Annotated in this window: 27 protein-coding genes and 1 tRNA gene; 12 read left to right on the forward strand and 16 right to left on the reverse strand. The window is 32.1% G+C overall.

The annotated features are described in order from the left end of the window. Entirely contained in the window at positions 1-852 is an 852-nt protein-coding gene (speE, locus tag BS621_RS04880) for a polyamine aminopropyltransferase (RefSeq protein WP_077142029.1), read from the reverse strand. Next, a complete protein-coding gene (gene mazG / locus BS621_RS04885; protein WP_077142030.1) occupies positions 849-1,703 on the reverse strand; it encodes a nucleoside triphosphate pyrophosphohydrolase in 855 nt (284 codons plus the stop codon). The genes speE and mazG overlap by 4 nt, the downstream gene beginning before the upstream one ends. Before the next feature lie 98 nt (positions 1,704-1,801). Between mazG and BS621_RS04890 the strand changes: the two genes are divergently transcribed. The 4 genes from BS621_RS04890 (at position 1,802) to BS621_RS04905 (ending at position 5,682) form a co-directional block, all read left to right on the forward strand. Next, a tRNA-Val gene (locus BS621_RS04890) sits at positions 1,802-1,873 on the forward strand. Then, a complete protein-coding gene (locus tag BS621_RS04895) occupies positions 1,844-2,230 on the forward strand; it encodes an AIR synthase (RefSeq protein WP_077142031.1) in 387 nt (128 codons plus the stop codon). The genes BS621_RS04890 and BS621_RS04895 overlap by 30 nt, the downstream gene beginning before the upstream one ends. 96 nt (positions 2,231-2,326) lie before the next feature. Continuing rightward, positions 2,327-5,089, forward strand: a complete 2,763-nt coding sequence (locus BS621_RS04900) for a valine--tRNA ligase (RefSeq protein WP_077142032.1) — start codon at positions 2,327-2,329, stop codon at positions 5,087-5,089. After that, the gene (locus BS621_RS04905) at positions 5,086-5,682 is read left to right on the forward strand and encodes a TVP38/TMEM64 family protein (protein WP_077142033.1); all 597 of its coding nucleotides are present in this window, start codon (positions 5,086-5,088) and stop codon (positions 5,680-5,682) included. The genes BS621_RS04900 and BS621_RS04905 overlap by 4 nt, the downstream gene beginning before the upstream one ends. A 4-nt stretch (positions 5,683-5,686) precedes the next feature. Here the strand turns inward: BS621_RS04905 and BS621_RS09435 are convergent, their stop codons facing one another. The 3 genes from BS621_RS09435 to BS621_RS04915 all read right to left on the reverse strand — a co-directional run bounded on the left by BS621_RS09435 (position 5,687) and on the right by BS621_RS04915 (position 7,713). Beyond that, entirely contained in the window at positions 5,687-5,839 is a 153-nt protein-coding gene (locus tag BS621_RS09435; RefSeq protein ID WP_198025666.1) for a hypothetical protein, read from the reverse strand. Between the two features lie 116 nt (positions 5,840-5,955). After that, a complete protein-coding gene (locus tag BS621_RS04910) occupies positions 5,956-7,269 on the reverse strand; it encodes an ATP-dependent DNA ligase (RefSeq protein ID WP_077142673.1) in 1,314 nt (437 codons plus the stop codon). A gap of 24 nt (positions 7,270-7,293) precedes the next feature. Further along, on the reverse strand, positions 7,294-7,713 hold the full coding sequence (locus tag BS621_RS04915; protein WP_011819289.1) for a hypothetical protein: 420 nt from the start codon (positions 7,711-7,713) through the stop codon (positions 7,294-7,296). A gap of 85 nt (positions 7,714-7,798) precedes the next feature. Between BS621_RS04915 and BS621_RS04920 the strand changes: the two genes are divergently transcribed. Further along, positions 7,799-8,326: a SprT family zinc-dependent metalloprotease gene (locus tag BS621_RS04920; RefSeq protein WP_077142034.1), complete on the forward strand. Its 528-nt coding sequence runs from the start codon at positions 7,799-7,801 to the stop codon at positions 8,324-8,326. Between the two features lie 83 nt (positions 8,327-8,409). Continuing rightward, complete coding sequence (locus BS621_RS04925) at positions 8,410-8,973, forward strand: RNA helicase (RefSeq protein ID WP_077142035.1); 564 nt, start codon at positions 8,410-8,412, stop codon at positions 8,971-8,973. Here the strand turns inward: BS621_RS04925 and BS621_RS04930 are convergent. The 5 genes from BS621_RS04930 to BS621_RS04950 are packed head-to-tail and all read right to left on the reverse strand — an operon-like array spanning position 8,953 to position 14,412. Continuing rightward, complete coding sequence (locus BS621_RS04930) at positions 8,953-9,528, reverse strand: chorismate lyase (protein ID WP_225866743.1); 576 nt, start codon at positions 9,526-9,528, stop codon at positions 8,953-8,955. The genes BS621_RS04925 and BS621_RS04930 overlap by 21 nt on opposite strands. Positions 9,529-9,576: 48 nt before the next feature. Further along, positions 9,577-11,544 carry a tRNA uridine-5-carboxymethylaminomethyl(34) synthesis enzyme MnmG gene (mnmG, locus tag BS621_RS04935; RefSeq protein WP_077142036.1) on the reverse strand — a complete coding sequence of 656 codons (1,968 nt, stop codon included), beginning with the start codon at positions 11,542-11,544 and terminating at the stop codon, positions 9,577-9,579. A gap of 12 nt (positions 11,545-11,556) precedes the next feature. Continuing rightward, complete coding sequence (gene dnaB, locus BS621_RS04940; RefSeq protein WP_077142037.1) at positions 11,557-12,939, reverse strand: replicative DNA helicase; 1,383 nt, start codon at positions 12,937-12,939, stop codon at positions 11,557-11,559. Positions 12,940-12,997: 58 nt separating this feature from the next. Then, positions 12,998-13,453, reverse strand: a complete 456-nt coding sequence (gene rplI / locus BS621_RS04945; RefSeq protein WP_025895206.1) for a 50S ribosomal protein L9 — start codon at positions 13,451-13,453, stop codon at positions 12,998-13,000. Between the two features lie 20 nt (positions 13,454-13,473). Beyond that, positions 13,474-14,412 carry an acyl-CoA desaturase gene (locus tag BS621_RS04950; RefSeq protein ID WP_025953891.1) on the reverse strand — a complete coding sequence of 313 codons (939 nt, stop codon included), beginning with the start codon at positions 14,410-14,412 and terminating at the stop codon, positions 13,474-13,476. Positions 14,413-14,487: 75 nt separating this feature from the next. Between BS621_RS04950 and BS621_RS04955 the strand changes: the two genes are divergently transcribed. The 5 genes from BS621_RS04955 (at position 14,488) to BS621_RS04975 (ending at position 20,220) form a co-directional block, all read left to right on the forward strand. Then, the gene (locus BS621_RS04955; RefSeq protein ID WP_077142038.1) at positions 14,488-15,186 is read left to right on the forward strand and encodes a hypothetical protein; all 699 of its coding nucleotides are present in this window, start codon (positions 14,488-14,490) and stop codon (positions 15,184-15,186) included. 18 nt (positions 15,187-15,204) lie between these two features. Beyond that, positions 15,205-16,497, forward strand: coding sequence for a methionine gamma-lyase family protein (locus BS621_RS04960; protein WP_077142039.1), 1,293 nt, complete (start codon positions 15,205-15,207; stop codon positions 16,495-16,497). 2 nt (positions 16,498-16,499) lie between these two features. Beyond that, positions 16,500-16,889 carry a glycine cleavage system protein GcvH gene (gcvH, locus tag BS621_RS04965; protein ID WP_077142040.1) on the forward strand — a complete coding sequence of 130 codons (390 nt, stop codon included), beginning with the start codon at positions 16,500-16,502 and terminating at the stop codon, positions 16,887-16,889. Positions 16,890-16,932: 43 nt separating this feature from the next. Then, the gene (gene gcvP / locus BS621_RS04970; protein WP_077142041.1) at positions 16,933-19,842 is read left to right on the forward strand and encodes an aminomethyl-transferring glycine dehydrogenase; all 2,910 of its coding nucleotides are present in this window, start codon (positions 16,933-16,935) and stop codon (positions 19,840-19,842) included. A 129-nt stretch (positions 19,843-19,971) separates the two neighbouring features. Beyond that, positions 19,972-20,220: a hypothetical protein gene (locus BS621_RS04975; RefSeq protein WP_025891214.1), complete on the forward strand. Its 249-nt coding sequence runs from the start codon at positions 19,972-19,974 to the stop codon at positions 20,218-20,220. A 12-nt stretch (positions 20,221-20,232) separates the two neighbouring features. Here BS621_RS04975 and BS621_RS04980 read toward each other — a convergent pair whose 3' ends face one another. The 6 genes from BS621_RS04980 to rpmI form a co-directional block, all read right to left on the reverse strand. Next, positions 20,233-21,366, reverse strand: a complete 1,134-nt coding sequence (locus BS621_RS04980; protein WP_077142042.1) for a glycosyltransferase family 4 protein — start codon at positions 21,364-21,366, stop codon at positions 20,233-20,235. A gap of 27 nt (positions 21,367-21,393) precedes the next feature. Beyond that, on the reverse strand, positions 21,394-22,587 hold the full coding sequence (locus BS621_RS04985) for an NAD-dependent epimerase/dehydratase family protein (RefSeq protein WP_077142043.1): 1,194 nt from the start codon (positions 22,585-22,587) through the stop codon (positions 21,394-21,396). 168 nt (positions 22,588-22,755) lie between these two features. Then, positions 22,756-23,550, reverse strand: coding sequence for a thiazole synthase (locus tag BS621_RS04990; RefSeq protein WP_077142044.1), 795 nt, complete (start codon positions 23,548-23,550; stop codon positions 22,756-22,758). A 2-nt stretch (positions 23,551-23,552) separates the two neighbouring features. Continuing rightward, positions 23,553-24,110 carry a tetratricopeptide repeat protein gene (locus BS621_RS04995; protein WP_077142045.1) on the reverse strand — a complete coding sequence of 186 codons (558 nt, stop codon included), beginning with the start codon at positions 24,108-24,110 and terminating at the stop codon, positions 23,553-23,555. A gap of 38 nt (positions 24,111-24,148) precedes the next feature. Beyond that, positions 24,149-24,496: a 50S ribosomal protein L20 gene (gene rplT, locus BS621_RS05000; protein ID WP_077142046.1), complete on the reverse strand. Its 348-nt coding sequence runs from the start codon at positions 24,494-24,496 to the stop codon at positions 24,149-24,151. Positions 24,497-24,524: 28 nt separating this feature from the next. After that, entirely contained in the window at positions 24,525-24,722 is a 198-nt protein-coding gene (rpmI, locus tag BS621_RS05005) for a 50S ribosomal protein L35 (protein WP_011819271.1), read from the reverse strand. A gap of 91 nt (positions 24,723-24,813) precedes the next feature. On the opposite strand from rpmI, the gene BS621_RS05010 reads away from it, so the two are divergent. Continuing rightward, positions 24,814-26,367: a SpoIID/LytB domain-containing protein gene (locus BS621_RS05010; RefSeq protein WP_077142047.1), complete on the forward strand. Its 1,554-nt coding sequence runs from the start codon at positions 24,814-24,816 to the stop codon at positions 26,365-26,367. The last annotated feature ends 5 nt before the right edge of the window (positions 26,368-26,372 follow it).

Genomic DNA, 26,372 nt, shown 5'->3' on the forward strand with positions numbered 1-26,372 from the left:
TTATGAATCTAGTTCTTTTACAATTTTATTTGGCATCATTTTGAATGCTGCATTTTGAAAATTTAAATTCCAAATTTCACATCCTTTTTCTATTTTTACTACTTCATCATAATTTTGTTTTGACAAATTTAGATCTTCTGAAGAAGCAAATGTCCAACTCCAAATACCGCTTGGATATATAGGCACAAAGGAATACATAGTTTCAGAAACTTTAAATATGTGTTTTAGGGTTTTCAAAATATTTATGTGAATATTTTTGAAGGATTCAGGAGATTCGCTTTGCGTTGCTAATATCCCCCTTGGTGAAAGTATTCTTTTACATTCTTTATAAAAAGAATCTGAAAATAATAAATTTGAAAATTCTGAAGGATCTGAACAATCTATAAATATAACGTCGTAAAAATTATCTCTTGTTTTTTTTACCCATTTAACGCCATCATCAACATGTATTTCTAATCTTTTGTCATTCCATGCTTCACCTCCAATTTCTTTTAGAAATTTTTTAGATATTTTGATTACTTCCTCATCAATTTCTACTAGATCAATTTTTGATATTTGAGAATATTTAACGCATTCTCTTACAGTACCACCGTCACCACCGCCAATAATTAGAACATTAGGTTTTTCGTCAATGCTACTTAATGCAGGATGCACAAGACACTCATGATAATATTTCTCGTCTTTTAATGATGTCATCCAGCAACCATCTAACATTAAAGCTTTACCATAATATTCATTTTCAATAACAATAATTTCTTGATATTTTGAGGTTTTTTTAATTAGAATTTTCCCATTTAGCCCGAATCTAGAGCCTTTATGATGTTCATCTATCCATGTTGTAATATTTGTCATTTGTTTTTAGGAATTTTTCCCGCTAGTTTTTGTTTGGCTATTTGCCAAAGCCTTTGAAAGTCTTTAGGAGTTTGTTTTTTAATATTATCTCCTGCATGCTCTTCGACGATTGAAAATCTGTCTAAAAATTTTATATTAGTTTTTTGAAGAGCTGATTCAGGATTAATCTTTAAAAAGTTTGAGAGATTAAGAAGAGTAAAGTATATATCCCCAAATTCATTTTTTATCTCTGAATCATTTTTACTTTTAATTGCTTCCTTTAATTCATTAATCTCTTCTTCTAACTTGTTAAAAATCTCATCAGTACTTTCCCACTTGAAACCATGTTCTTTAACAATATTGGTGATTTTATCTGTTCCAACCGTTGGCGGTAAATTTTTAATTTTTAAATTTAAGTTTCTACTAATTGAAGATTTCATATGAGGTGCTTCTTTTTCTAAATTTTTTATACTTACCCAAATCTGTTGTGATTGTTTTAATGATACTTTTTCTTTTTTGTTAAAAATATATGGATGTCTATTAATAATTTTCTTGTTAAGTTTTTTTATAACATCATTTAGTGCAAATTCTTTTTCTTCGTAACCGATTTCAGCATGAAGCATTACTTGTAATAAAATATCTCCTAACTCCTCACATATATTATCTGCATTTTTTTCATATATCGCATCTATAAATTCATTACTTTCTTCATACAAAAATGGGATCAACGATACATGAGACTGTATTTTCTGCCATGGGCAGCCCCAAGTTTTATCTTTTAATGCTTTGATATTAGATATTAAGATTTTAAAACTATTTATAGTCTCTAAATCGGAATTGTTTTCCAATTCATATTTATCGTTTGAAGACATAGGATATATTTTATTAATTAAATTTTGCCTCAATCATGAAATATTTAAATACTTAGTATAAATTTTTCAACTTCATCTATTAGAATGATTTATTATAAGGGCGATTAGCTCAGCGGTAGAGCGCCTGCCTTACAAGCAGGATGTCCCTGGTTCGAACCCTGGATCGCCCATTTATTATTTTTCTAATGACTGAGATCGTCAATCTTTCAATCAGTCAAAGTGCTGCTTCAGAACTATCTAGGCAAGCTTCTTTTGGAGGTTCTCCTGGAGAAATGTCGATTGATTTGGTAGAGGATAAAAATTGTTCCGAAGGATGGATGCATATTCAATTAAGGCCAGGTACACGTAATGGATCCCCTATTTCAAGAACTGAAGGAGTAACTTTATATGCGGATCTAAAAAAGTTTAATTTACTGAAAGATTTAAAATTAGATTATTACGGTGATTTGAGCGGTGGTGGATTTCTTATTTCAACACCAAAAAATGCAAAACGTTGTTCTTGTGGTTCTGGTTTCAAACTTTTGTAGAATGGATGTGTCTTTTTTGCAAACTAATATTATTTTCAATAATTAGCTGCTCTCAAGATAAAATAAACAAAAAGTTTATTGAAATAAAATTTGCACATGACAGAGATGAATGATCAATTATCTTTAGAGAATTATTCACCTTTTGAAGTAGAGAAAAAGTGGCAAGAAAAATGGGAAAGTCTAAAGGCGTTTAGTCCTAACCCTGAGGATGATGGGAAGCCTTTTTGTGTTGTTATTCCGCCACCAAATGTAACTGGATCTTTGCATATGGGGCATGCATTTAATACGGCTTTGATAGATGTTGTAGTACGTTTTCAAAGACTTTTAGGGAAGAATGTTTTATGTTTACCCGGAACTGATCATGCTTCAATAGCTGTTCAAACTATTCTCGAAAAACAATTAAAAAGTGAAGGCAAAACAAGCGAGGATATTGGAAGAGATGAATTTCTTAAAAGAGCATGGAACTGGAAAGAACAAAGTGGCGGAAGAATAGTTTCTCAATTAAAAAGGATAGGATATTCAGTTGACTGGACTAGAGAAAGATTTACTCTTGATCAAAAATTAAATGAAGCAGTTATTGAGGCTTTTAATATTCTCTATAAAAAGAATTTAATTTATAGAGGCGAATATTTGGTTAATTGGTGCCCTGAATCTCAATCTGCCGTAAGTGATCTTGAAGTTGAAATGCAAGAAGTAAATGGTCATTTATGGCATTTTAAATACCCTTTACTTTCTGCAAGTGGTGAACTGTTAGATAAGTACTTAGAAGTTGCAACAACAAGACCAGAAACTCTTTTGGGTGATACTGCTTTGGCAGTTAATCCTGATGATAATAGATATAAAGAATTTATTGGTGTCAAAGTAAAAGTCCCTTTCGTTGATAGAGAAATACCAATTATCGCTGATTCACATGTTGATAAAGATTTTGGTACTGGTTGTGTGAAGGTTACTCCAGCCCATGATCCAAATGATTTTGCAATAGGAAAAAGGCATAATTTAAAACAGATTAATGTAATGAACAAAGATGGAACTTTAAATATTAATGCAGGTATTTTTCAAAATTTAGATAGATATGAGGCTAGAAAGAAAATTATCAAAGAATTGGATAATTTAGGCCTTTTGACAAAGATAGAAGATTATAAACATACTGTTCCTTTTTCTGATAGAGGTAAGGTGCCAATTGAACCTTTGTTGTCAACACAATGGTTTTTGAAAATGGATGATATATCGCAAGGATGTCTTAATGAAATTGATTCTAAAAAACCATCGTTTATTCCTCCACGCTGGGAGAAAGTTTATAAGGATTGGTTAGAGAATATTAATGATTGGTGTATCAGTCGGCAATTATGGTGGGGGCACCAAATTCCAGCCTGGTATGTTTTAGATGAATCTCAAGACTCAATAGAACAAAATACTCCATATATCGTTGCAAGAAATGAAGAGGATGCCTTAATCGAAGCTAATAAAAAATTTGGATTAAATATTAAATTGGTTCGTGATAAAGATGTTTTGGATACATGGTTTTCAAGTGGTTTATGGCCTTTTTCAACCCTTGGTTGGCCAAATACAAATGATCCGGATTTTAAAAAATGGTATCCAAATAGTGTTCTTGTTACTGGTTTCGATATTATTTTCTTCTGGGTGGCAAGAATGACAATGATGGGGAATACTTTTACAAACAATATTCCTTTTAAGGATGTTTATATTCATGGTCTAGTTCGAGATGAAAACAATAAAAAAATGAGTAAAAGTTCAGGTAATGGTATTGATCCAATACTATTAATTGATAAATATGGTTCTGATGCTCTACGATTTGCTTTAATTCGAGAAGTTGCAGGCGCTGGACAGGATATCAGGCTTGATTTTGATAGGAAAAAAGATACGTCTTCAACTGTTGAAGCTTCAAGAAATTTTGCGAATAAACTATGGAATGCAACTAAATTTGTGTTAATTAATAAAACTTTTAATAATAATTATTTGCTTAATGAGAGTGATGTAACTTCTTTAGAGTTATGTGATAAGTGGATTTTATCGAAATTGAATCAGGTAAATATAAAAGTCGCTGCTTTGTTGAAAGAATATAAATTGGGAGAATCTGCGAAACTTCTATATGAATTTACTTGGAATGATTTTTGTGACTGGTATGTAGAATTTGCTAAACAAAGGTTCAATAATAAAGAAAATAAAAATAGACAAATATCTGAAAAAGTTTTAATAAAAGTGCTCAATGATATTTTGGTAATGATTCATCCTTTTATGCCGCACATTACTGAGGAACTTTGGCATGTGCTGCAACAAAAACCAGATAATGCATTATTATCTCTCCAAAAATGGCCAATTCACGAAAATAAATTTGTTGACAATAAGCTTGATAATTCCTTTCGGCAACTTTTTGAAATTATTAGGCTGATTAGAAATTTGAGAGCTGAATTAGGTCTTAAGCCATCAGAAAAAGGTCCTGTATATTTAATTTCAGATAATGATGAATTGATTAATTTTTTAAAAACTTTAGTTGATGATATTCAAACCTTAACTAAATCTTCTGAAGTATTTATTTTTAAAACTAATGTTGTTGATAAAAAAGAGTTTGCTAAATCTTTTTCCGGGATAATTAGTGATTTAGAGGTTTACTTACCTTTTCAGGATTTTGTAAATATAGATGCATTAAAGGAAAGGTTAACAAAGGATTTAAAAAAGGTGACTATTGAATTAGACAATTTAAATAAGAGATTATCTAATAAAAATTTCGTTGATAAGGCTCCAAAAGATATTGTTGATGAGTGCAGATTTAAATTAAATGAGGGTTCGGTACAACAGGAAAGAATTACTAAAAAACTCGAACTTTTGAATTTAGAATGAATATATTTCTTGAAAATATTTATAATTTGTCTTTTTTTTTTAATACTGGAATTGGGATCTTTTCGTTTGTTTGTATTTATATTTTAATTGTTTTATTAATACTTCCAGCTTCTTGGTTATCTTTATTATCAGGTTTTTTATATGGCTCATATTTAGGATCAATTATTGTTTTCATTTCCGCTTCAATAGGAGCATCAGTTGCTTTTTTTGTATCTAAAAGTTTTTTTGCAAAAAAGTTAAAAAATCTTTTTAGCCGTTATCCAAAATTAAGTGTCATGGAAAAAATAGTAGAAAAAGGCGGATTTAAATTAATTTTTTTAGCGAGATTATCGCCGATATTTCCCTTCAGTATTCTTAATTATTTTTATGGTTTGAATAATGTTAAATTTAGAGATTTCGCTCTTGGCCTTATTGGAATAATTCCAGGCACTTTTCTTTATTGCTCAATAGGTAGTTTGGCAAAAAGTATTCAGGAGTTAAAAAATGTGCAATCACCAAATAATTTATATATTACTAGCATTGGTATTATTTCAACTTTTTTAGTTGTATATTTCTCAGCTAAATACTCCAGAGAATATTTTGAAAAATCCTAAGAATTTACTCTTTAATATTCCAATCTCTAATTGATGCAATTAAGATAAACCACAACAGTCTAAATTTACCTAGTAAGGTTTTGTTTGCTTCTAATTCGATGTATTTTGCTTGTCCGCAAGGTGTTTTTATGAAGTTGAAAACTGTTTTCTTCGTCATAAGTCTCTCAAAAAGTATTGATAATTATTCTTATATTTTATAGCCAATATTTTTATTTTTTTATTTAAAAACCACATTTTTCTTTGACTACTTTGTTGAATATTATTTTTTAAAATTTAAACTTTTTCTCCAGCTTTAAATCCTCTAAAGCATTTGAATCTAGGAAATCTAAGACTAAAAGCTACCGCATCCTTGGATTTCGTTTTAGCATCAGCTCTGATTTCTACAAGTTGACCTATAAGTTGACTCCGTTTTGACCAATATTCTTGACGTTGGATATCACTAAATCCGCTTCCGCAACTAAGACTGTATTCATACCCATCATCTTCCCCTTCTACTAGGACAGCTCCTAGTCTACCTTTATTGCGACCTGTTCCTTCCTCAACCGATACAACCTTTAAAGTGACTTCAATGAAAGGTTTTGCTTTTAACCAACTGTGTGTTCTTTTACATTCATACATAGCATCGGGATCTTTAATCATTACTCCTTCATATCCACCTTCCACGGCAGCTTTATTCAGCTCTACAAATCTTTTTTGTCCCTTAATGGTGTCGAGATCTACATTTTCCCATTCAAGTGTTTTTATATGTCTTAGAAGCATAGAATGTTTTGCTACCCATTCTTTTACTAATAAACTTCTTGCTTTTTGACTAGTGTTCCATCTCCCTTTTTGGAAGTATTCAAGGGGACATAAGTCAAATAGGTGGAGAACTGCGTCTTTTGTTTGTTTGCCATCTTTTCTATGAACCTGTTTCATTAAATCCTGAAAGTTAGCACTCATTACTTCACCATCTAGGACTAAGTCATGGGGAGCAGGATCTTCTTTTAACACGTTTTCTATTTCTGAGATAATATGACCAAAATTATGGAATTGTTTCCCATTACGAGAAAACATTTCTACTTTATTTTGTCTAATAATAGTTAAGACGCGCACTCCATCTAATTTGATTTCAATTTGCTTTTTTCCTATCATTTTTTTTTCATGATTTGCACTGTCATGAGCTAAGGGACATGAAAAAATAGGAATCGCATATTTGGGAAATTTCTTGGCTATCTTGTTGATTGTTTTTTCAGATACACCACATCTAAGATCTTTAATTAAAACTCGTCTATAAAATCCATTCCACTCTTCTTTTTTGGCAGATTCCATAGCCGTAATAATTGCATCGCGAGCAGCGTGACCTGTAAGTTCTCTTTGAATAAGCTTATTTGCTAATACCCTAAAATCTTTCCATAAAAAATTTTGACTTTTTTCATTCTCTTTTTCAGGAACAATTTTTACACCAAAAGTTACCAATGGATCAAGTGCCATACGGATTCCTTCAAAAAAATCATCTAGACCTTGATCCATTGCTTCTGAGATGATTTTTTCTTTATCTAATCTACTTGGATGTAATTCTAATTGATGTATTATCTCTTCTTTAAACAATTCTTTTTGCCTCACAAGAAATTATTAATTCACTTTTGCTATTCTGTCTATTTTCCAATCATTGTCAGTTTTTGCAAAAGTAAAATCTAATGGGAGCTCATCTTGTTTATCCTCTGATTTTAAATTCAAAGTTATTATAATTTGATCTTCTTGGACTCTAGGCCTTCCTGATTTTAAATTTCTGTATTTATTGAGATTTAAACTAGCTAAGAATTTAAGAAAGTCTTGGCGCTTCACATGAGTTTTATAAGTTTTTGTAGTCAAACCATAAGCTGCATCAATTCTGCCAGCAGCTATTTGATCAAAAAACTTTCTTACTAATGGATTAATTCCTCTTGCGCTTATAACTAATTTGACTGCATTAAAAGTCCAAAAAGAAACTAGTACAGCTCCGCCAACTAATAGTGCTTTAATTCCTATATCTTTAACTAGTGTTGCATCCATGTTGATTTAAGTTTTTTATTACTTTAAGAAAAGAAATCGTTTTTGATGGCTTTTTTTGTCAAAATAATACTAATTTTAATCCATAATGCCTGTAATTCCTCTTTTACCTTTATTTCATAAATTTAATAGCCAATATTTTGAAAATTCTCTAGCGGTTAATAATCAACCTTTAGTAAAAGTTAGATGGAGTGATAATAGATTAAAAACCACTGCTGGTTTTTATAAAAGAAAAAGAATTAATGGCCTTGTAGATTCTGAAATTATCTTATCGAAACCTATTTTGAGTAAATTATCTACTAGTGAAATAAACAGTACTTTATGTCATGAAATGATTCATGCATGGGTAGATAGGATATTAAAAAAAAATGAGATACATGGTCCAAATTTCTTAGAAAAGATGAATGAAATTAATAATAAAGAGAAGAATTTTCAAATTTCTGTGAGGCATTCATTTCCTATTGAAAGGAGAGAATTAAAATACATAGGAACTTGCCAAAATTGTGGTGAGAAATTTTTCTATAGGAAAAGGATAAAGAATATTGCTTGTAAAAAATGTTGTGTAAATTTCTTTAATGGATCATGGAATAAAAAGTGTTTGATTTTGTTTGATTAAAAATATATGATGTGTTTTTGTTTCTATATTTGGAATTATTTATTTTTTTAATGTAGTTTATATTTTAAAAAGCATAATAATTTATGGATTCAAGGAGAATTAGAAATCTAAGAAATAGTTTTGAGAAAAATATTGTTGATAAACAGGTTGATAAAATTTTCGAAACTGGAAGACAATTTGTTGATGGAGTATCTGGTGCCAGGCCAGGAAAAAGAAGGAATTCAGATTTTCAAGGAATAACAAGTAAGAGTGTTAAAAAAGTAGGAAGATGGGTATCTGAAAAAGTGGATTTATTTTTTGATGAAGATAATGATGATTGGAATGATGAGAATTTTTACGATGATAATAGGGATATTAAGACATTTTCCAGAGAATCAAATTCTTATGAATCTGCTAAACAGCACTCAAAAAGACCTTTAGAAGCAATATCTTTAAGGCAACCAAAAAATTTACAGACAACTGAGCAAAAAAAATTACCTTACGTTAAAGAGAGTAAGGACGAAGATTGGCCAGATGAAATGGATTTCAAAGTTGAAAGATGGCAAAGAGCTTCAGAAAAAGAGATTAATACTTCGAGAGATCAATCAATCCAACAAGTTCAATCAAAATCAAGAAATCTTCCTAGATCAAGAAGAAGAAGAGTATAGTTTCGTAAATTCTTTAATTCCTGAATAGCCTAATAAACTTTCTAAATGTGGATTGAATACTTCTCTAATAATTGTTAGGGGCTTTTTGTCTCGAAAAAATCTATAATTTCTTGACCAGAATGGACCTTTAAAACAAAATTGATCCTCTAACCAATTTGAATTAACAAGTGAAATTCGATCAACTTCTCTAAACAATTCTGATCTGTCTTGTGTCAAATTCTTCCAAATTGGTTCTTCTTTGGCTTTTAAATTTTCATTCACTTGTTCTGCATTCCACCAACTTTCAGCCCATGCTAGGTTTTTATTATTGTTTTTAATCCATACTTGTCTTCTAATTAAAGGTCCATTTAACTGATTTAATTCTTTAGGTCCCTCTGCGATGAATAGAGGATCTATTTGCATTGAAATTAATTTAATTTTCGTCTCTTGATTAGTTAAAAGCTGTAAATGTCTAGTTGGACTTCCATCCCCAAGCAGCATTAATTTCCATGGACCAGATATTTTTGGTAATGAATTTTTCATTAAAAAAGTAGAGGCTTTTTCTTCCCATAAAATTTTTGGTGATTTAAAAAGTTTATTATTCAGTGCTCAGACGGAATCCTTTTATGATGATAACTTTTTTTCGACAAAAATATTTGCCTTTTCTTTTTTTATTTCTCTTATTTTTAGCCAAACAAGTAATGCAGTTAAATCAGCTTTGCTAACCCCAGGAATTTTTGAAGCATCACCAAAATTTTTGGGCTTTATTTTATTCAAATTTTCTCTAGCTTCTAAAGATAATGTCTCTATCTTTTCATAATTTATTTCTTGAGGCAGAGATTTACAGCTTTGACGATTTATTTGTTCTATGTTGTTTTTTTGTCTTTTAAGGTAACCCTCGTATTTAATATCTATTTCAACACCTTCCTGTATTGAAGAAGCTAGATTTCTTTCATTCAAATTATATTTAATTAGATCTGAATAATGAAAGTTTGGTCTTTTTAAAAGTTCTTTCAAAGTTGTTGAGCCTTTAATTTTTGATCCCATTTCTAATTCTATTTTTTTTGATATTTCATCGGTATTTTTTAAACGAGTGTTATTTAATCTAAATTTCTCTTTTTCGAGAAGGGTCATTTTTTCTTGATAGGCCGACCATCTTTTCTCATTAATTAGCCCTATTTGATAACCTAATGGTGTTAATCTTCTGTCTGCATTATCTCCTCTTAGAGTTAACCTATATTCACTCCTACTAGTGAGAACTCTGTATGGTTCTTTGAGATCTTTTGTTATTAAATCATGGATCATTGTTCCTATATAACTGCTTTCTCTAGTGAAGATTATTGGCTCTTTTTTGTTTAATTTTCTTGTCGCATTGACACCTGCAACTAATCCTTGTGCTGCTGCTTCTTCATAACCAGTAGTGCCATTAATTTGTCCGGCGCTAAATAAATATTCAATTTCTTTCGTTTCGAGTGATGTTTGGAGCTGTGTTGCAGGTATATAGTCATACTCCACAGCATATGCTGGTCGCAACATTTTACATTCACCTAATCCAGGTAAGGTCCTTAAAAGTTCTAATTGAATATTTTCGGGTAAACCTGTAGAAAATCCTTGTACATATATTTCAGGGCTATTAATTCCTTCAGGTTCTAAGAAAATTTGATGTGATTCTTTATCAGCAAATTTGACGATTTTATCTTCAATTGATGGACAATATCTTGGCCCCTTACTATCAATAAAACCCCCGTAAATGGGAGTTAAATGTAAATTGTCTCTTATTAATTGATGTGTTTTGGTAGTTGTTCTTGTGATATGACAACTAACTTGGGGCATATTATTTTTTATAACTGGGTCAAACGAAAAATATTTATCTGCTGCAGTACTTGGTTGAATATCTAATTCATCAAAAATGATACTTTTTTTATCAACTCTTGCTGGAGTACCTGTTTTTAAACGTTCTGTTTTGATACCAATTTCGTGCAAATTCTGAGTAAGACCTTGTGCGGCTTGTTCACCCGATCTGCCAGCAGACATTGATTTATTTCCTATCCATATTCTTCCTTCTAAGAATGTACCAGCTGTGATGATAACTGATCTTGCTGAATAATAACTACCAAAGAATGTTTTTACACCCTTTATTCTTTTTTTTAAGATTTTTTTTGAGTTCAATCCAATTTGTTCAGTTTTTGCAATATCCAGTTCAGTAATCATTGCTTCTTTTAAAGATAAATTATCTGTATTTTGTAGTATTTCGATCATTTTTTTTGAGTATTCTCTTTTATCTGTCTGAGCTCTTAACGCCCATACAGCTGGGCCTCTACTTGCATTTAATATTCTTTTTTGAATAGCTGTCTCATCGGCTAATTTACCAATAATTCCACCTAATGCATCAACTTCATGAACCAACTGACTTTTTGCTGGTCCCCCAACTGCAGGATTACACGGTTGCCATGCAATTCTATCTAGATTGATTGTAAATAAGGCAGTAGAAAAACCTAATTTTGCTGTTGTTATAGCAGCTTCGCATCCTGCATGTCCTCCTCCAATAACGATGACGTCAAAAGATTCATTTGTTGAGTGATGATCTTGCATTTTAGGAGCGATTTAATTAGCTAAATTCCTAAATCTCGTAAATTGAGGTTCAAATAATAATTTAACAGTTCCTACGGGTCCATTTCTATGTTTAGTGACAATGATTTCTGTAATTCCTCTATCTTCAGTCTCCGGATTATAGTATTCATCTCTATAAATCATTAATACTAAGTCTGCGTCTTGTTCAATAGATCCTGATTCTCTTAGATCACTTAACATTGGTCTTTTATTTGTTCTAGACTCAACTCCTCTACTCAGTTGAGATAAAGCTACTACTGGTACTTTTAATTCTCTTGCCATGCTTTTAAGACCTCTTGTTATTCGTGAAAGTTCTTGCACTCTATTATCAGGGGTTGATCCTTCCATCAACTGCAGATAATCAATCACAATTAATCCAAGTTCTTTTTTTTGTTCAGCTATTAATCTTCTGCACAGAGATCTCATCTCTAGAACACTTAAGTTAGGCTTGTCATCTATAAATATTGGTAATTGACCTAATGAATTGATACCTTCTCCTAGTAATGGCCATTCATCTTGCTGTAATCTTCCTGTTCTTAACCTGCCACTTTCGATTCCCACTTCCATAGACAGCAATCTATATGTCAACTGTTCTTTACTCATTTCAAGGCTAAATACACACACAGGTAAATCTTGAGATTGTGCAACATTTTTAGCCAGATTAAGAACTATTGAAGTTTTCCCCATTGAAGGTCTTCCAGCAACAATTATTAAATCACTTCTTTGAAAACCTTGAGTCATCGCATCAAGATCGTAGAAATTAACAGGAATTCCAGCTACTGAAGTACCTAATGATCTTGACTCTATTTCATTGAAGGTACTTGTAAGGATTTCAGCTGCTTGAGTCAGACCTTTTGAAGGTTTTTCTTGACTGATTTCAAATATTTTTTGCTCTGCTTTATCTAGAACTTCATTGGTATCTTGAGTTTGATCAAAACCTAGTTGAACCACTTCATTTCCAGATCTAATAAGTTGCCTTCTCATGAATTTGTCGTTAATTAAATTAGCAACTTGTTCTATGGAAGCTGTAGAGGAAACATTTTCAACGAGTTCTACAAGTTTGCTGTTTCCTCCAATTTTTTCTAGTGATCCATTATCTGCTAACCAAGCACTCATTGATGTTAAATCAGTTGGTTTTCCCTGGGTATGCAACATTAATGCTGTTCTATAAATCTCTTGATGGGCATTTATATAAAAAGCTTCAGGTTTAATTAAGTCTGCAATTCTTCCGATCGCGTCTGGATCAAGAAGTATCCCACCAAGAACAGCTTCCTCTGCTTGAACGTTTTGAGGAGGAACTAATCCAGTATTTTCACTGTTAAATTCCTTTTTAAAATTTTTATTTTGCCCATTATTTGGAAAAGGTACTGAAACCATATCTTTAATTGCTTAGATATATACTCTGACTACTTTTCAAAATAATGCAACAAATTGATTAACTTGTTACTTCAATATTTACTTCAGCATTTACTTCTGGATGTAATTTTATTTTTGCAGTAAAGGAACCTAAATTATGGATATCAGGAACAGTAATGTTTCTTCTATCAATTTCTTTTTTAGTAGCTGCTTCAATCGCTTCGGCAACATCACCATTGGTAACCGTTCCAAAAAGGACGCCATCTTCTCCAACCTGTTTTTTGATAGTGAACCTACCTATTGTAGATAATGCAGTTTGGAAATCTAAAGCTTCTTGCTTTAATTTGTCAGCAGCGATTTTTTCTTTTTCTTTTTTCCTCTCAATTTGTTTGAGGACTGCTGGTGTTACATTCATTGCCTTGCCATAAGGTAATAGAAAATTTCTTGCGTATCCTGGTGCTACATCAACTAGATCTCCTTCTTTACCTAGCGATGCGATTGATTCAGTTAATGCGACTTGTACTCTTTTAGCCATGAAAATATTGAACAATATAGTTAATAATAAGACCTAGAGGGTAACTTTACTTTTTTTGCAAAACCAAATTTTGCAAGAATCTTAATATGTTCCCATGTTATGTCTATTTGACCCTTAAATAATCCTTGTTTTGCCGAATTGGGAAATGCATGATGGTTATTATGCCAACCTTCTCCAAAGGTTAATGCAGCAACCCATGCATTGTTTTTAGATGAATCACCACTTTCAAATGGTGCTTTACCCCAACAATGCGTCGCGGAGTTGACTAGCCAAGTTATATGATAAACAACCACAAGCCTCAATGGAATTCCCCAAAGGACTAGCGCCCATCCTCCAACTCCTAATTTTTGACCTATTGCGTACAATGAAAGTCCAATAGGAATTTGTAAGAATAAAAAATATTTATTTAAAAATCTATAGTATGGATCCTTGATTAAATCTGCACTTAGTTTTGGAACAGCTTTTAGTGCTTCTACGTCTTTAAACATCCAACCCATATGACTCCACCAAAACCCCTTTTTACTATTGTGATGATCTACTTCAGTATCTGAAAAAGAGTGGTGATGCCTATGTAAGCCTACCCAATCTATTGGTCCATGCTGACAACTTATGGCTCCACATGTAGCAAAAAATCTTTCTAACCATCTTGGTACAATGAACGATCTGTGTGATAACAATCTGTGATATCCAAGGGTGACGCCTAAACAAGCAGTTACCCAGTAAAAAAATAATAATGAAGTGACTGCAGGGAGACTCCAAAATTTTGGTTGTAAAGCTACAAGGGAAAGAATATGTATTGCAACCATAAAAACTATTGTTCCCCACGTTTTATGGAGTCTTGGAGGATATCGTTTTGAATGACTGGAAGGTTCCAGTAATTTTTCTGAGAGTTCTATAACTTTTTCAGCTGGAACAGGTTTTTTTAATTTTGCTGTTTCTTGGAAAATTACTGAATTCATGATATTGAAATACTATTTTCAAAATTACCGATATGTAATATTATCATACTATACTATTGATAAGTTTAATTATCTGTGAGTCTCGGATATCGCGATAAATTATCTAGAGGTAGAAGGGCTATGGCTCATTTGATTCACCTTTGGCATGAAAGAAATGGTTGGTCTCACAGAGTATTGCCATTACTTTCAGAGGTTCTTGATTTAGGTAAAGTTCATAATTCGCAAATTTCTAATCTTAGAAATGGGAAGTTATCTTCGCCAGGTCCTGAAGTTTTTCTTGCTTTAGCTCAAGTTAATACGATTCTTGATCAGGGAATTGAAAAAATCAGGGATCGTTTTGAAAGTGATTACCCAGAGTTATGGAAATCTTTGGAAGAGTCAGCATTACCCCTAAAAAATGATTCTGGTAATCCTTTGTCAGCTGGAGAGTTATTTGAGATATTTTCAGGATTAAAACCTCTACCTTCATCTTTTGACTGGTATATAGAAGATGAAGAAGCTTCTGCTTTAAGTGATGCTCTTTCAGTGCATTTTTGTCAGAATAAGGCTTGGAGATCATGTAAAATGGAGGTAATGGAAGCCTATGCTGTCAATAAATCTGCCCGTAGAGAACGTTTTGCTGAGGTAATTGCAGGAATTAGAGATTATACCGCAGAAGAATTAGATGGAGAACTTCTTGATTTATATGAGGCTTCAAAAAAACTTTCTTATTTTCAGGGCAGGGGACCTAATGCTTTCCTCGCAGAATTAAGAAATTTAGCTTCTGAAAAATAACATGAATTTTTATAAGAAATGATTCTTGATAATAACTTTAAACTGGCTGAAAACGCTGTTCTTTCTGTCGAAGAGAGTTTAAGTAAAGTTTTCCAAGAAAGGTCTAATCAGGTTTTCTGGAAATTAGAAAATATTTTGACAATTTTTAAGGAAGAAAAAGTTTCTACTAGTCATTTCAATCAATCTTCTGGTAGTGGTCATGATGATATATCTAGAGAAAAAATTGATGCGGTTTTTGCAAGATTGTTTCTTTCTGAAAAGGCTGCTGTGAGGATGCAATTTGTAAGTGGAACCCATGCAATAAGTTCTGTCTTGTTTGGAATTCTTCGACCTGGAGATGTAATGTTATCTCTTACAGGACAACCATATGACACGTTAGAAGAAGTCATAGGAATAAGGGGAGGAGGAAAAGGATCACTTAAAGATTTTGACATTGAATATAAGCAAGTAAATATCTGCGAGAATTTTGATTCTTTTGAAGAAAAAATTGTTCATTTTTTTAAAGAAAATTCATGCAAATTAGTATTCATACAAAAAAGTTGTGGATATAGTTGGAGAAAGTCTCTTACGAATCATCAGATAGAGAAAATTTGTAGTCTTATTCATGCTCTTGACCCTAACTGTATATGTTTTGTTGATAACTGTTATGGGGAGCTTGTTGAAGATAGTGAACCAATTTCTAAAGGGGCAAATATAATTGCTGGATCATTGATTAAAAATTTGGGCGGAACAATAGTTCCTACTGGTGGGTACGTTGCAGGAGATGCAGAGTTGGTTGAGATGGCATGTTCTAGATTAACCTCACCAGGTATTGGTTCTTCTGCAGGAATAAATTTTGGACTAGGAAGATTAATTTTGCAGGGTTTGTTTTTAGCACCACAAATGGTTCACGAATCACTAAAAGGTGCCGATATGGTTGCAGCAGTCTTTAAAAATTTGGGATTTAAGGTTTTACCAGAGCCAGCAACTTATAGATCTGATCTTATTCAGTCAGTAAGATTGAATAATTCTGATTTGGTACAAAAAGTTTGTCAATCTTTTCAAAATTCTTCACCAGTGGATTCTTTTCTAAATGTTGTTCCATCATCAATGGATGGATATGATTCAAAATTATTAATGGCAGGAGGTACCTTTATTGAAGGTAGTACAAGTGAATTTTCTGCTGATGCCCCTCTAAGAGATCCTTACAATATTTTTGTTCAAGGTGGTTCTCACATAGCTCATATCAAAATTGCATTAATTCGTTTATTATCTGAACTATTAGAGGAAAAATTAATTTCAAAGGATTCTCTACTTCCTTTATCTGCTTAATCATGTCTTACAAGTTTCCAGACAACCTCAACTATGCTGATACTCATGAATATGTCTTGGAAGAAAATGGATTATTAAAAATTGGAGTTAGTGAATTCGCTATAGATCAATTAGGAGATATTGTTTTTGTTGAATTAGCAGATGAAGGTGCGACTTTAGAGAAAGGCGAGACTTTTGGAACAATAGAATCAGTTAAGGCCGTTGAGGAAGTCTATCTACCTTTTTCAGGGGAAATAGTATCTGTAAATGAAAGTGTTATTGAGAACCCTGAGCTTTTACAGAATGATCCGATTGGAGACGGTTGGTTAGTTATCTTGAAACCAGAATCAAAAGCATCAATTGCTGATTTGATGACTTCAGATGTATATAAATCAAAGGTTATGCCAAATTAAAGCAAAATCTTTATACATGGGTTAAGTTATAGAAAAATTGGACATGAAATCCACGGTTAATTCAAATTTATTTATTAATAGACACCTTGGCTTGAGTGATCCAGATGAACAGAAAATGCTCTCTAAGCTTGGTTTTAATAATATTGATCAATTTATAAATCAAGTTATTCCGGAAGACATTCAGCTTAATGATAAATCTTCAGAAATATTGCCCCAAGGTTGTTCAGAGATTGAGGCTTTAAACGAATTAGAAGAGATTGCGAATAAAAATACTAAAATGAGATCACTTATAGGCCTTGGTTATTATGACAATCATATGCCTAAAGTAATCCAAAGACATGTTCTTGAAAATCCAAGGTGGTACACGTCTTATACTCCATATCAAGCAGAAATTGCACAAGGAAGATTAGAAGCGCTATTTAATTTTCAGACTATTGTTTGTGAACTAACAGGTTTCCCTGTCGCCAATGCATCTTTGTTGGATGAGGGTACTGCTGCAGCAGAAGCCATGGCCATGAGTTTTTCTGCAAGAAAAAATAAATCTTCAAAAGTGTATTTAGTAGAGTCAAATGTTTTTGATCATACTTTTAATGTTCTACAAACCAGAGCAAAACCTTTGGGAATATTCTTAAAACGCTTTACTCAAAGCAACCTTCCTAATCATGATGATGTTTTTGGAATGTTGTTGCAATTACCTGGTAAAAATGGACAATTATATGATCCCACATTCTTAATATCCCAAGCACATAGATCAGGAATTATAGTCACGGCATGTATTGATCCATTAGCACAAGTTTTGATTAAACCAATTTCTGAATTTGGTGTTGATGTAGCAGTGGGTAGTATGCAAAGATTTGGGGTACCAATGGGTTTTGGTGGCCCCCATGCAGCATATTTTGCTTGTAGCGAAAAATATAAAAGGCTGATACCTGGAAGAATTGTTGGGCAAACTCTCTCTAAAAATGGAGAAAAGTCTCTAAGACTAGCATTGCAAACAAGAGAGCAACATATTAGAAGGGAAAAAGCCACCAGTAATATTTGTACTGCTCAATCTTTATTAGCCATAATTTCTTCTTTTTATGCTATTTATCATGGACCCTCTGGATTAACGCAAATTGCTAAGAGATTAGTTGAGTTGAGAATAAATTTAGAATCAAGTTTAGCTGCTTTAGGTTTTGATATTCCTGATGGGATTAGATTTGATAGTGTTGATGTTTATTCTGAGCACTCCCAGAGGATCCATAATGAAGCTTTAAAAAATGGCTATAACTTAAGAATTTTGCCATTGGGATCAACTATTGAAAATTCAACTGGCTTTGGGATCTCTTTAGATGAGCTTAGTAATGAAAAAGAAATAAAAGATATTTTGACTTTCATAGCAAACCTACTAGAAAAAGAAGAAGATTTAGAGCATATAATATTTGATAAAGAATTTCATCTTGAAAGTTTAGCGTTGAGATCCAGTGCATGGATGCAGCAAGATATATTCACAAATTACCAAAGTGAAACTGAATTAATGAGATATATATTCCGACTTGCAGAAAAAGATTTTTCTTTGGTAGATGGGATGATGCCATTGGGAAGCTGTACCATGAAGTTAAATTCTGCAGCAGAGTTAAATCCAGTCTCTTGGGCTAATTTATCTTCCATGCATCCTTTTTCACCACCAGATCAAACCAAGGGCTATTCAAAAATAATATCTGACCTAGAAAAATGGATAAGTGAGATTGTTGGTTTAAAATCAGTTTCTTTTCAACCAAATGCAGGCTCTCAAGGTGAGTTTGCAGGTTTATTGGCAATTAATTCTTATTTTGAATCAAAAGGTGAACTATTAAGAAAAAAATGTTTAATTCCAAAAAGTGCTCATGGAACAAATCCTGCTAGTGCAGTCATGGCAGGTTTTGAAGTTTTAACTGTTGAATGTGATGACGAAGGAAATATTGATTATCAAGATTTGTCAATCAAGGTCAAGAAATTTGATAACCATATAGGGGCTCTTATGTTGACTTATCCCTCTACTCATGGAGTTTTTGAATTACAAATCAGAAAGATATGTGATTTAATTCATTCTGTGGGAGGATTTGTCTATTTGGATGGAGCAAACTTGAATGCTCAGGTTGGATTATGCAAACCTGGAGACTATGGCGTTGATGTTTGTCATTTGAATTTACATAAAACATTCTGCATTCCACATGGAGGTGGTGGTCCAGGAGTTGGCCCAGTTGCTGCATCAGAAACTTTAAGCCCATACCTTCCTACTCATTTTTTAATGGATAATAATTTATCTAATAGTTTTAATTTCGTATCTTCTGCCAAGCATGGGAGTGCAAGTATTCTTCCAATAAGTTGGATGTATATAAAAATGGCAGGTCTTAGTGGGTTAAGGAAAGCAACTTCGCACGCAATTTTATCTGCAAATTATATTGCGCATTCCCTAAAACATAAATTCAAGATTCTCTATAAAGGAAAAAATGATTTTGTCGCACATGAATGTATTTTAGATTTTAGAGATTTAAAATCCAAAACTGGATTGAGTGTTAATGATTTAGCTAAACGATTAATTGATTATAGTTTTCATGCCCCAACAATTAGTTGGCCTGTTTCAGAAACCATAATGATAGAACCTACTGAAAGTGAAAGTTTGGCAGAAGTAGATAGATTTTGTGAGGCTATGTTATTGATTGGAGAAGAAATCAGTGAAATAGAAAACAATTATGAATTAAAAAATAATAATGTAATAAGCAATGCTCCCCATACGCTGAAAGAGTTAATTGCTGATAATTGGCAATATCCTTATTCAAAAGAAAAGGCTTCTTTCCCTTATAAAACTCCAACAACTATTAAGTTTTGGTCTTCAGTTTCTAGGATCAATAATGCATATGGCGATCGCAATTTAATTTGTTCTTGCAATGTAAATCAAGATGAGACTTTAGAAGAAAAAAAATGTGCTTAAAGGACTAGCGTCCCTGTATTTACTTAGTTATTATCAATGTGAATAAAAATTTAATATTTTCTTATAGAATTTTTTTAAATTTTTTTATTAAAATATTCGAGCATCAAATTTTTTGGGGTATTTGAAGCTATGACCAAAGATTTTAAATCTGGTAATGTTAAGCACCTGCCAGTTAAGAACGTAGATTTACCAAATTTCGTCAATAATTTTTCAGGAGATAACTCAAACATTTGTTCCATTGAGGGAACTAACGTTATAAGAGTACCTTTTGGTAAAAAATTTTCAAAGAAAAAAAGGCCTGAAAAGAATCAAAATATTGCTACTCTAATACTTCCTTTAAGTTCGTATAATAATCCCACGCCTCCACACGTAGCATAATCTAAATCAAAATTAATCTATCTCTTTAAGAGTATCTGAATAATAGTTTTGCAGTTGTAATGTTGCTTGATTCCAATCCCATTTTTCTGCTTCGTTTCTTGCCTCTTTTCTCATAACTTCTCTTTTATCTTCATTCTCTAGGATTTTTTTTGTCGCTTCAATCAAACTTTGTTCCCCATTATCTTTTTCATCAGGATCATATAAACAACCATTAATTCCATCGCTAATAATATCTGGAATCCCCCCCTTGTTGGCTCCGATAACTGGACATCCTGCTGCCATTGCTTCTAGTAAAACTAACCCAAGTGTTTCTGTACTAGATGGAAATAAAAATATATCTCCTGAGGCATAGGCGCTAGCAAGTTCATCGCCAGATAAATATCCTATGAAGTTAGTCTTGGTATTTTCGAAAATTTTTTCAAGCTGGTTTCTATATGGTCCGTCACCTACAAGTGCTAGACAAGCATTAGGAATACTTTCTAAGACTGGTTTAATTCTTTCAATTTGTTTTTCTGCTGATAATCTTCCTACATAAATCAATAAGTAATTAGCGTCGTTATATTCCCCAAATAATTTTTTTCTCATTTTCTCACTTCTCAAATCTGGTCTGAAACTGAAAGTATCTACTCCCCTTTGCCATAGAGCAGTCCTTTGAATACCTTTATCTTTTAACTCATTGACCATAGCGGTGGAAGTACATAAATTTAACAAGGCTTGATTATGAGCTGCTTTAAGTAACTCCCACAAAAGTGGCTCTAACATACCCATACCGTAATGTTCCAGATATTTTGGAAGATGAGTATGGTAACTGGCAATTAAAGGAATATTATTAGTTTTCGCTAACCATATGCCACCTAAGCCAAGTACGGCTGGATTAACAACATGTATCAAATCTGGGTTAAATTTTTCTAACTTATCTGAGACTGCAGGACCTGGTAAGCCAAGCTTCAACTCTGGGTATAAGGGTAATGGCATTGCAGCAACTCCAACTACAGTTGCACCCATATATGACTCTGGACACCCTTCTGGACAAAAAATTATAACTTCATCACCATTTTTTATTAAAAATTCAATCGTTTTAGTCAGTCTTGTGACTATGCCATCAACTTTAGGTAAAAAAGTTTCAGTAAACAATGCAATTTTCACTTTCTTAAGGTAACTATTTTAGAAATTTTAATTTGTCTTTATTGCTTTAGCTTGTTTTTTAGTCCAGGATGAAACACAAGGTATGCGCTTAAGATCACATCTATTGGAGTATTTTTTGGCAACTTCAACAACTTCTTCTAATAAGCCATTATCAAGAGTCGTTGGGTTTAAACCTAATTCTATAAAACATTTATTATCAACAATTAGATCATTTTCTACCGCTTCATTCCTTGGATTTGGTAAATAATTAATATCAGCTCCTGTTAGAGAAGCAACTTTTTTAGCTAGTTCTCCAACTTGATGACTCTCAGTCATTTGATTAAAGATTTTGACTCTTTCTCCAGATTTTGGAGGATTTTCAAGAGCAAGTTGTACGCATTTTACAGAGTCTTTTATATGTATAAATGCTCTTGTTTGCCCGCCTGTCCCATGTACACTTAATGGATATCCAATTGCAGCTTGCATTAGAAATCTGTTTAAAACAGTTCCATAATCTCCGTCATAGTCAAATCGGTTTGTCAATCTAGGATCTTTTAAAGTTGATTCTGTATTTGTTCCCCAAACGATGCCTTGATGTAAATCAGTAATCCTTACAAGATCATTTTTGTTGTAGTAAAGAAATAATAATTGATCTAAGGTTTTAGTCATATGGTAAACGCTACCTGGGCTTGCAGGGTGTAATATTTCTTCTTCAAATCGGCTTCCATCTGGTTGTGGAACTTCAACTTTTAGATAACCTTCTGGAATTGTTGCACCTCTATGTGATCCATATCCATAGACTCCCATTGTTCCTAAGTGAACAACATGAATATCTAAATTACTCTCTACTATTGCAGCAAGAAGGTTGTGGGTGCCATTAACATTATTATCCACTGTATATCTTTTGGTGAAACTGGATTTCATCGAGTAAGGTGCTGCTCTTTGTTCGGCAAAATGGATCACTGAATCTGGTTTTTCATCAATTAGCAAATTGAGTAATTTTTGATATTGTTTAGAGATATCCATATTAAGAAATCTCATGGGCTTACCTCCAATCTCTTCCCATGCAGAAAGTCGTTCTGTTATCGAAGCAATTGGAGTTAAAGATTCTACCTCTAGATCAATATCAATTTTTCTGCGACTTAAATTGTCGACAATAATAACATCATGATTTTGCTCTGCTAAATTCACCGCACAAGGCCAACCGCAAAAACCATCTCCACCAAGAACAATAACTTTCACTCAGAACTCCAGAATTAAAAGATTCAAAATATATTTATTAAATTACTACAGTGTGCTTCCACTTTGCGAAAAAACATTGTAAATAGTTTCAAATCTTCTTTCTTAATACGATAAATAAAGCAAATAATAAATTTTTACTTTCTTTATAACTTTTCTCAATTTAGAGAATTAGATAGATATGTTTTTTTCCGGTGAACTTGCTACTGCAAAATCTTGTTTTTTAATTCTTCCTGCCAGAAAAGCTTGCCTGCCAGCTTTTACACTATAATTTATCGCTTGAGCCATTAGAGGAGGATTTGCAGCTTGTGCTATTGCACTATTGATTAAGACACCGTCAGCTCCAATTTCCATAGCTTGAGAAGCTTCACTAGGGACCCCAATTCCTGCGTCAATTATTACTGGCACTTTTGCATTCTCAATAATTATCCTTATATTTGATAAATTTAACAAGCCTTGGCCGGAGCCTATGGGCGAGCCCAATGGCATTACAGTTGCACAACCTATTTCTTCTAGTCTTTTTGCAAGAAGAGGATCTGCATTAATATAAGGTAGTACAGCAAAACCCTTTTTGATTAAAATTTCGGCTGCTTTAAGGGTTTCTATTGGATCTGGTAGCAAATACTTTTTGTCAGGAATAACTTCTAACTTCACAAAATTATTTTCTTCTTGACCAGATAATTTTGCAAGTTCTCTACCTAAAATTGCTATTCTGACTGCCTCATCGGAATTAACACAACCAGCTGTATTAGGAAGCATCCAGTATTTTTCCCAGTTGATCTTTTCGAGTAAATTTTCTCCGGTCTGATCATTTTTAATTCTTCTAACAGCGACGGTTATAATTTCCGTTTCAGAATTTGACAAACTTTCCACCATATCTTGAGTAGATTTGTATTTGCCAGTACCAACCATTAATCTACTGGAAAATTGTTTTCCACCAATTAGTAAAGAAGAATAATTTTCCATATTTAGAATCCCTTATCTTTAATACCTTTATAAGGTTTATAATTGTTTCTTTTTTCTAACTCCTTACTTTTTTTAATTGCTGTTTTGTTTTTTGGATCTATCACCAAAACCTTTTGATAAGTTTCATATGCCAAGTCGTACTCCAGTAAACGTTGTTGTGCTGATGCGAGGTTATTTAGGGCTATAGGATATTTTGGAAGTGATTTGATTGCAGAGTTATAGTATTTAATTGCTTTCTTAAATTCATTTTGAGCAGCATAAGAAAATCCTAAGGCATTATTTATTATCGCTTTGGCTTCATCAGGTTCATTTTCATAATTTTCAATTGCTTTTAAAAAAGTTTTAGTAGCTTCAGAATATAATCTTTTTTTTATCTGAATAGACCCAAATTCATATAATTCTGCAGCTTGAGTGAGAGAGTCTAAACCTTTCTGCTCGAATTTTACTAAATTGAATTCTTCACTTCTTGTTTTTAGAAATTGTCTGAATACAAAAATAGAAATTATTATTAATACAACAAAAAGAATTATTAAATAAGATTGAAAGGAAGATATTTCCATTTATTTATAATTACTTTTCTAAATTATATTCTTTTTTATTACTTACTAACGGAAGAAACAATTTCTTCAAAGCACTTAGGATCGTTTAAGGCTAATTGAGCGAGCATTTTTCTGTTAATGATAATTTCTGAATTTTTCATGCCATTTATGAGCTTGCTATAGTTTGTTCCATTGATCCTCGCAGAGGCATTAATTCTAGAGATCCAAAGTCTTCTAAAATCTCTTTTTCTTCTTCTTCTATCCCTATAAGCATTACAAAGAGCTTTCATCACTCTTTGGTTTGCGGTTCTGAAAAGATTTTTGTTTCCGCCTCTAAAACCTTTTGCAAGATTTAAGATTTTGTTTCTTCTTTTTCTGGCTATGTTGCCTCTTTTTACCCGTGCCATGAATATCTAATAAAAATTGGTTAAAGATTTATGCGTATGGAATCATTAATCTTACATTATCAGCATCTCTTTCATCAACTACAGCTTTTGTTGATAGATGTCTTTTTAATTTTGAGCTTTTATGATCAAGCAAATGATTATGGAAAGCTCTTCTTCTCATAAATTTACCCGTCGCAGTAGCTTTAAATCTTTTGGCAGCTGATTTACGAGTTTTTAGTTTAGACATTTAAGTCAAATGTGTTTAATTAGGATAATCTAAACCTTTATACGCATTGGTGCAAATTAAAGTTTTTAATTGATAAGGAAAGTTCTAATTTATGAAACTTAAATTTGCCTTTTTAAACATATTTTTAGGCTGTATTTCTCTTTTAATAATAAACACTAATTTTATTTCAAATGCAAAAGGGGAAGAATTGCTAAAGGTTGAACTCCATAAAGAAATTAAAAAAGGAAAATTTTTAATTGGTTTAAAGCAATATTTAGGCGGGGAGAATGATAGTTTTTCGGAGAAAAAAAATATAAACTTTACAACTAATAAAGGTTTTTTAAATTTGATATCGTCCAACGGTATTAAACATAAATCAAAACAGATAAATATTACCTGGGCAGATATTCCCGTCAAAAATCCAAAAACAATTGAAAGAATTGTTTTTGGTCCTTTTGCTAGCTATGAATCGGCAAAAAAACAATCAGAGAAACTAAGAGATAAAGGATTTGAGACGACTGTTGCCTACCCTAAAAATTGGGAAGTATGGATTCCATTTCAAGATGATCTACCAGAGTTTGAATTAAAAAATAAGATTTTTAGAAAAATAAAAAATTTTCAAATTACTCCTGTTCTTAGAAATGACTACAGTGGTATGAAACTTGAAGGTCCTATATATATTTATTCTGAAGACAAAATAAAAATAAATGGTGTTAATTTTGGCAAAAATTTTTACTTAATAAAGGATTTATATGGAACTTGGACCTTAGTTCAAAAAATTGAATTTGATGACTATTTGGCAGGTGTTTTGCCATATGAAATTGGACCGAATTCTCCTTTAGAAGCACTCAAGGCTCAAGCAGTTATTGCAAGAACTTGGGGCATATTTAACTCTAATAGATTTAATATGGATAAATATCATTTATGTATAAGCACTCAATGCCAAGTTTATAAGCCTTCTGAAATTTCATATAAAAACGTACAAAAAGCCATAGAAGAAACTTCAAATTTAATTCTCACTCACGAAAATCAACCAATAAATGCTTTTTATCATGGTTCTAATGGTGGGGTATCTGCTACTGCAGGCGAGTCTTGGCAAATTCAAGATTATTCTTATTTCAATTCAATCATTGATGGTTCTAAATCATTAAATAAAATTTTTAAACTTCCAATTACAAATGAATCTTATTTAAATAATTTTTTAGATTTTGATAAAGAACAGTTTTATGGGAGTAATCATTCTCTTTTTCGATGGAATAAGAAAATTTCTAATCTTGAAATTAAAGAAAAGTTAATTAAAAATAAACTTATAAATATTAATGAAGATGTTTTGGATTTAAATTCTATTGAACGTGGTTCTAGTGGCAGAGTGACAAAATTGGAAATACAAACGGACAAGGGTAATAAATCTATTGTTCTTGTTAAAGATGATATTCGACGGGTATTAAATTTTATACCTAGTAATTTGTTTACTATTAATAAATTAAATGATGATTTATGGCTTTTGAAAGGAGGTGGCTTCGGTCATGGTGTAGGTTTATCTCAGTCAGGAGCAATTGAAATGGCTAAATTAGGATTCTCTTATGAACAAATATTGAATCATTACTATCGAAATGCAAAACTAAAAAAATTTGAGATATTGTCTCAATGGAAGTTAAGTAATTAACAATT

The sequence above is a fragment of the Prochlorococcus sp. RS04 genome (assembly GCF_001989455.1).
Lineage (GTDB): Bacteria > Cyanobacteriota > Cyanobacteriia > PCC-6307 > Cyanobiaceae > Prochlorococcus_A.

Bases quoted from the DNA above. Each gene is read 5' to 3' on its own strand.
- speE (WP_077142029.1), bottom strand. From the start codon at position 852: ATGACAAATATTACAACATGGATAGATGAACATCATAAAGGCTCTAGA.
- mazG (WP_077142030.1), bottom strand. From the start codon at position 1,703: ATGTCTTCAAACGATAAATATGAATTGGAAAACAATTCCGATTTAGAG.
- BS621_RS04895 (WP_077142031.1), top strand. From the start codon at position 1,844: ATGTCCCTGGTTCGAACCCTGGATCGCCCATTTATTATTTTTCTAATG.
- BS621_RS04900 (WP_077142032.1), top strand. From the start codon at position 2,327: ATGACAGAGATGAATGATCAATTATCTTTAGAGAATTATTCACCTTTT.
- BS621_RS04905 (WP_077142033.1), top strand. From the start codon at position 5,086: ATGAATATATTTCTTGAAAATATTTATAATTTGTCTTTTTTTTTTAAT.
- BS621_RS09435 (WP_198025666.1), bottom strand. From the start codon at position 5,839: ATGACGAAGAAAACAGTTTTCAACTTCATAAAAACACCTTGCGGACAA.
- BS621_RS04915 (WP_011819289.1), bottom strand. From the start codon at position 7,713: ATGGATGCAACACTAGTTAAAGATATAGGAATTAAAGCACTATTAGTT.
- BS621_RS04920 (WP_077142034.1), top strand. From the start codon at position 7,799: ATGCCTGTAATTCCTCTTTTACCTTTATTTCATAAATTTAATAGCCAA.
- BS621_RS04925 (WP_077142035.1), top strand. From the start codon at position 8,410: ATGGATTCAAGGAGAATTAGAAATCTAAGAAATAGTTTTGAGAAAAAT.
- mnmG (WP_077142036.1), bottom strand. From the start codon at position 11,544: ATGCAAGATCATCACTCAACAAATGAATCTTTTGACGTCATCGTTATT.
- dnaB (WP_077142037.1), bottom strand. From the start codon at position 12,939: ATGGTTTCAGTACCTTTTCCAAATAATGGGCAAAATAAAAATTTTAAA.
- rplI (WP_025895206.1), bottom strand. From the start codon at position 13,453: ATGGCTAAAAGAGTACAAGTCGCATTAACTGAATCAATCGCATCGCTA.
- BS621_RS04950 (WP_025953891.1), bottom strand. From the start codon at position 14,412: ATGAATTCAGTAATTTTCCAAGAAACAGCAAAATTAAAAAAACCTGTT.
- BS621_RS04960 (WP_077142039.1), top strand. From the start codon at position 15,205: ATGATTCTTGATAATAACTTTAAACTGGCTGAAAACGCTGTTCTTTCT.
- gcvH (WP_077142040.1), top strand. From the start codon at position 16,500: ATGTCTTACAAGTTTCCAGACAACCTCAACTATGCTGATACTCATGAA.
- gcvP (WP_077142041.1), top strand. From the start codon at position 16,933: ATGAAATCCACGGTTAATTCAAATTTATTTATTAATAGACACCTTGGC.
- BS621_RS04975 (WP_025891214.1), top strand. From the start codon at position 19,972: ATGACCAAAGATTTTAAATCTGGTAATGTTAAGCACCTGCCAGTTAAG.
- BS621_RS04990 (WP_077142044.1), bottom strand. From the start codon at position 23,550: ATGGAAAATTATTCTTCTTTACTAATTGGTGGAAAACAATTTTCCAGT.
- BS621_RS04995 (WP_077142045.1), bottom strand. From the start codon at position 24,110: ATGGAAATATCTTCCTTTCAATCTTATTTAATAATTCTTTTTGTTGTA.
- rplT (WP_077142046.1), bottom strand. From the start codon at position 24,496: ATGGCACGGGTAAAAAGAGGCAACATAGCCAGAAAAAGAAGAAACAAA.
- rpmI (WP_011819271.1), bottom strand. From the start codon at position 24,722: ATGTCTAAACTAAAAACTCGTAAATCAGCTGCCAAAAGATTTAAAGCT.
- BS621_RS05010 (WP_077142047.1), top strand. From the start codon at position 24,814: ATGAAACTTAAATTTGCCTTTTTAAACATATTTTTAGGCTGTATTTCT.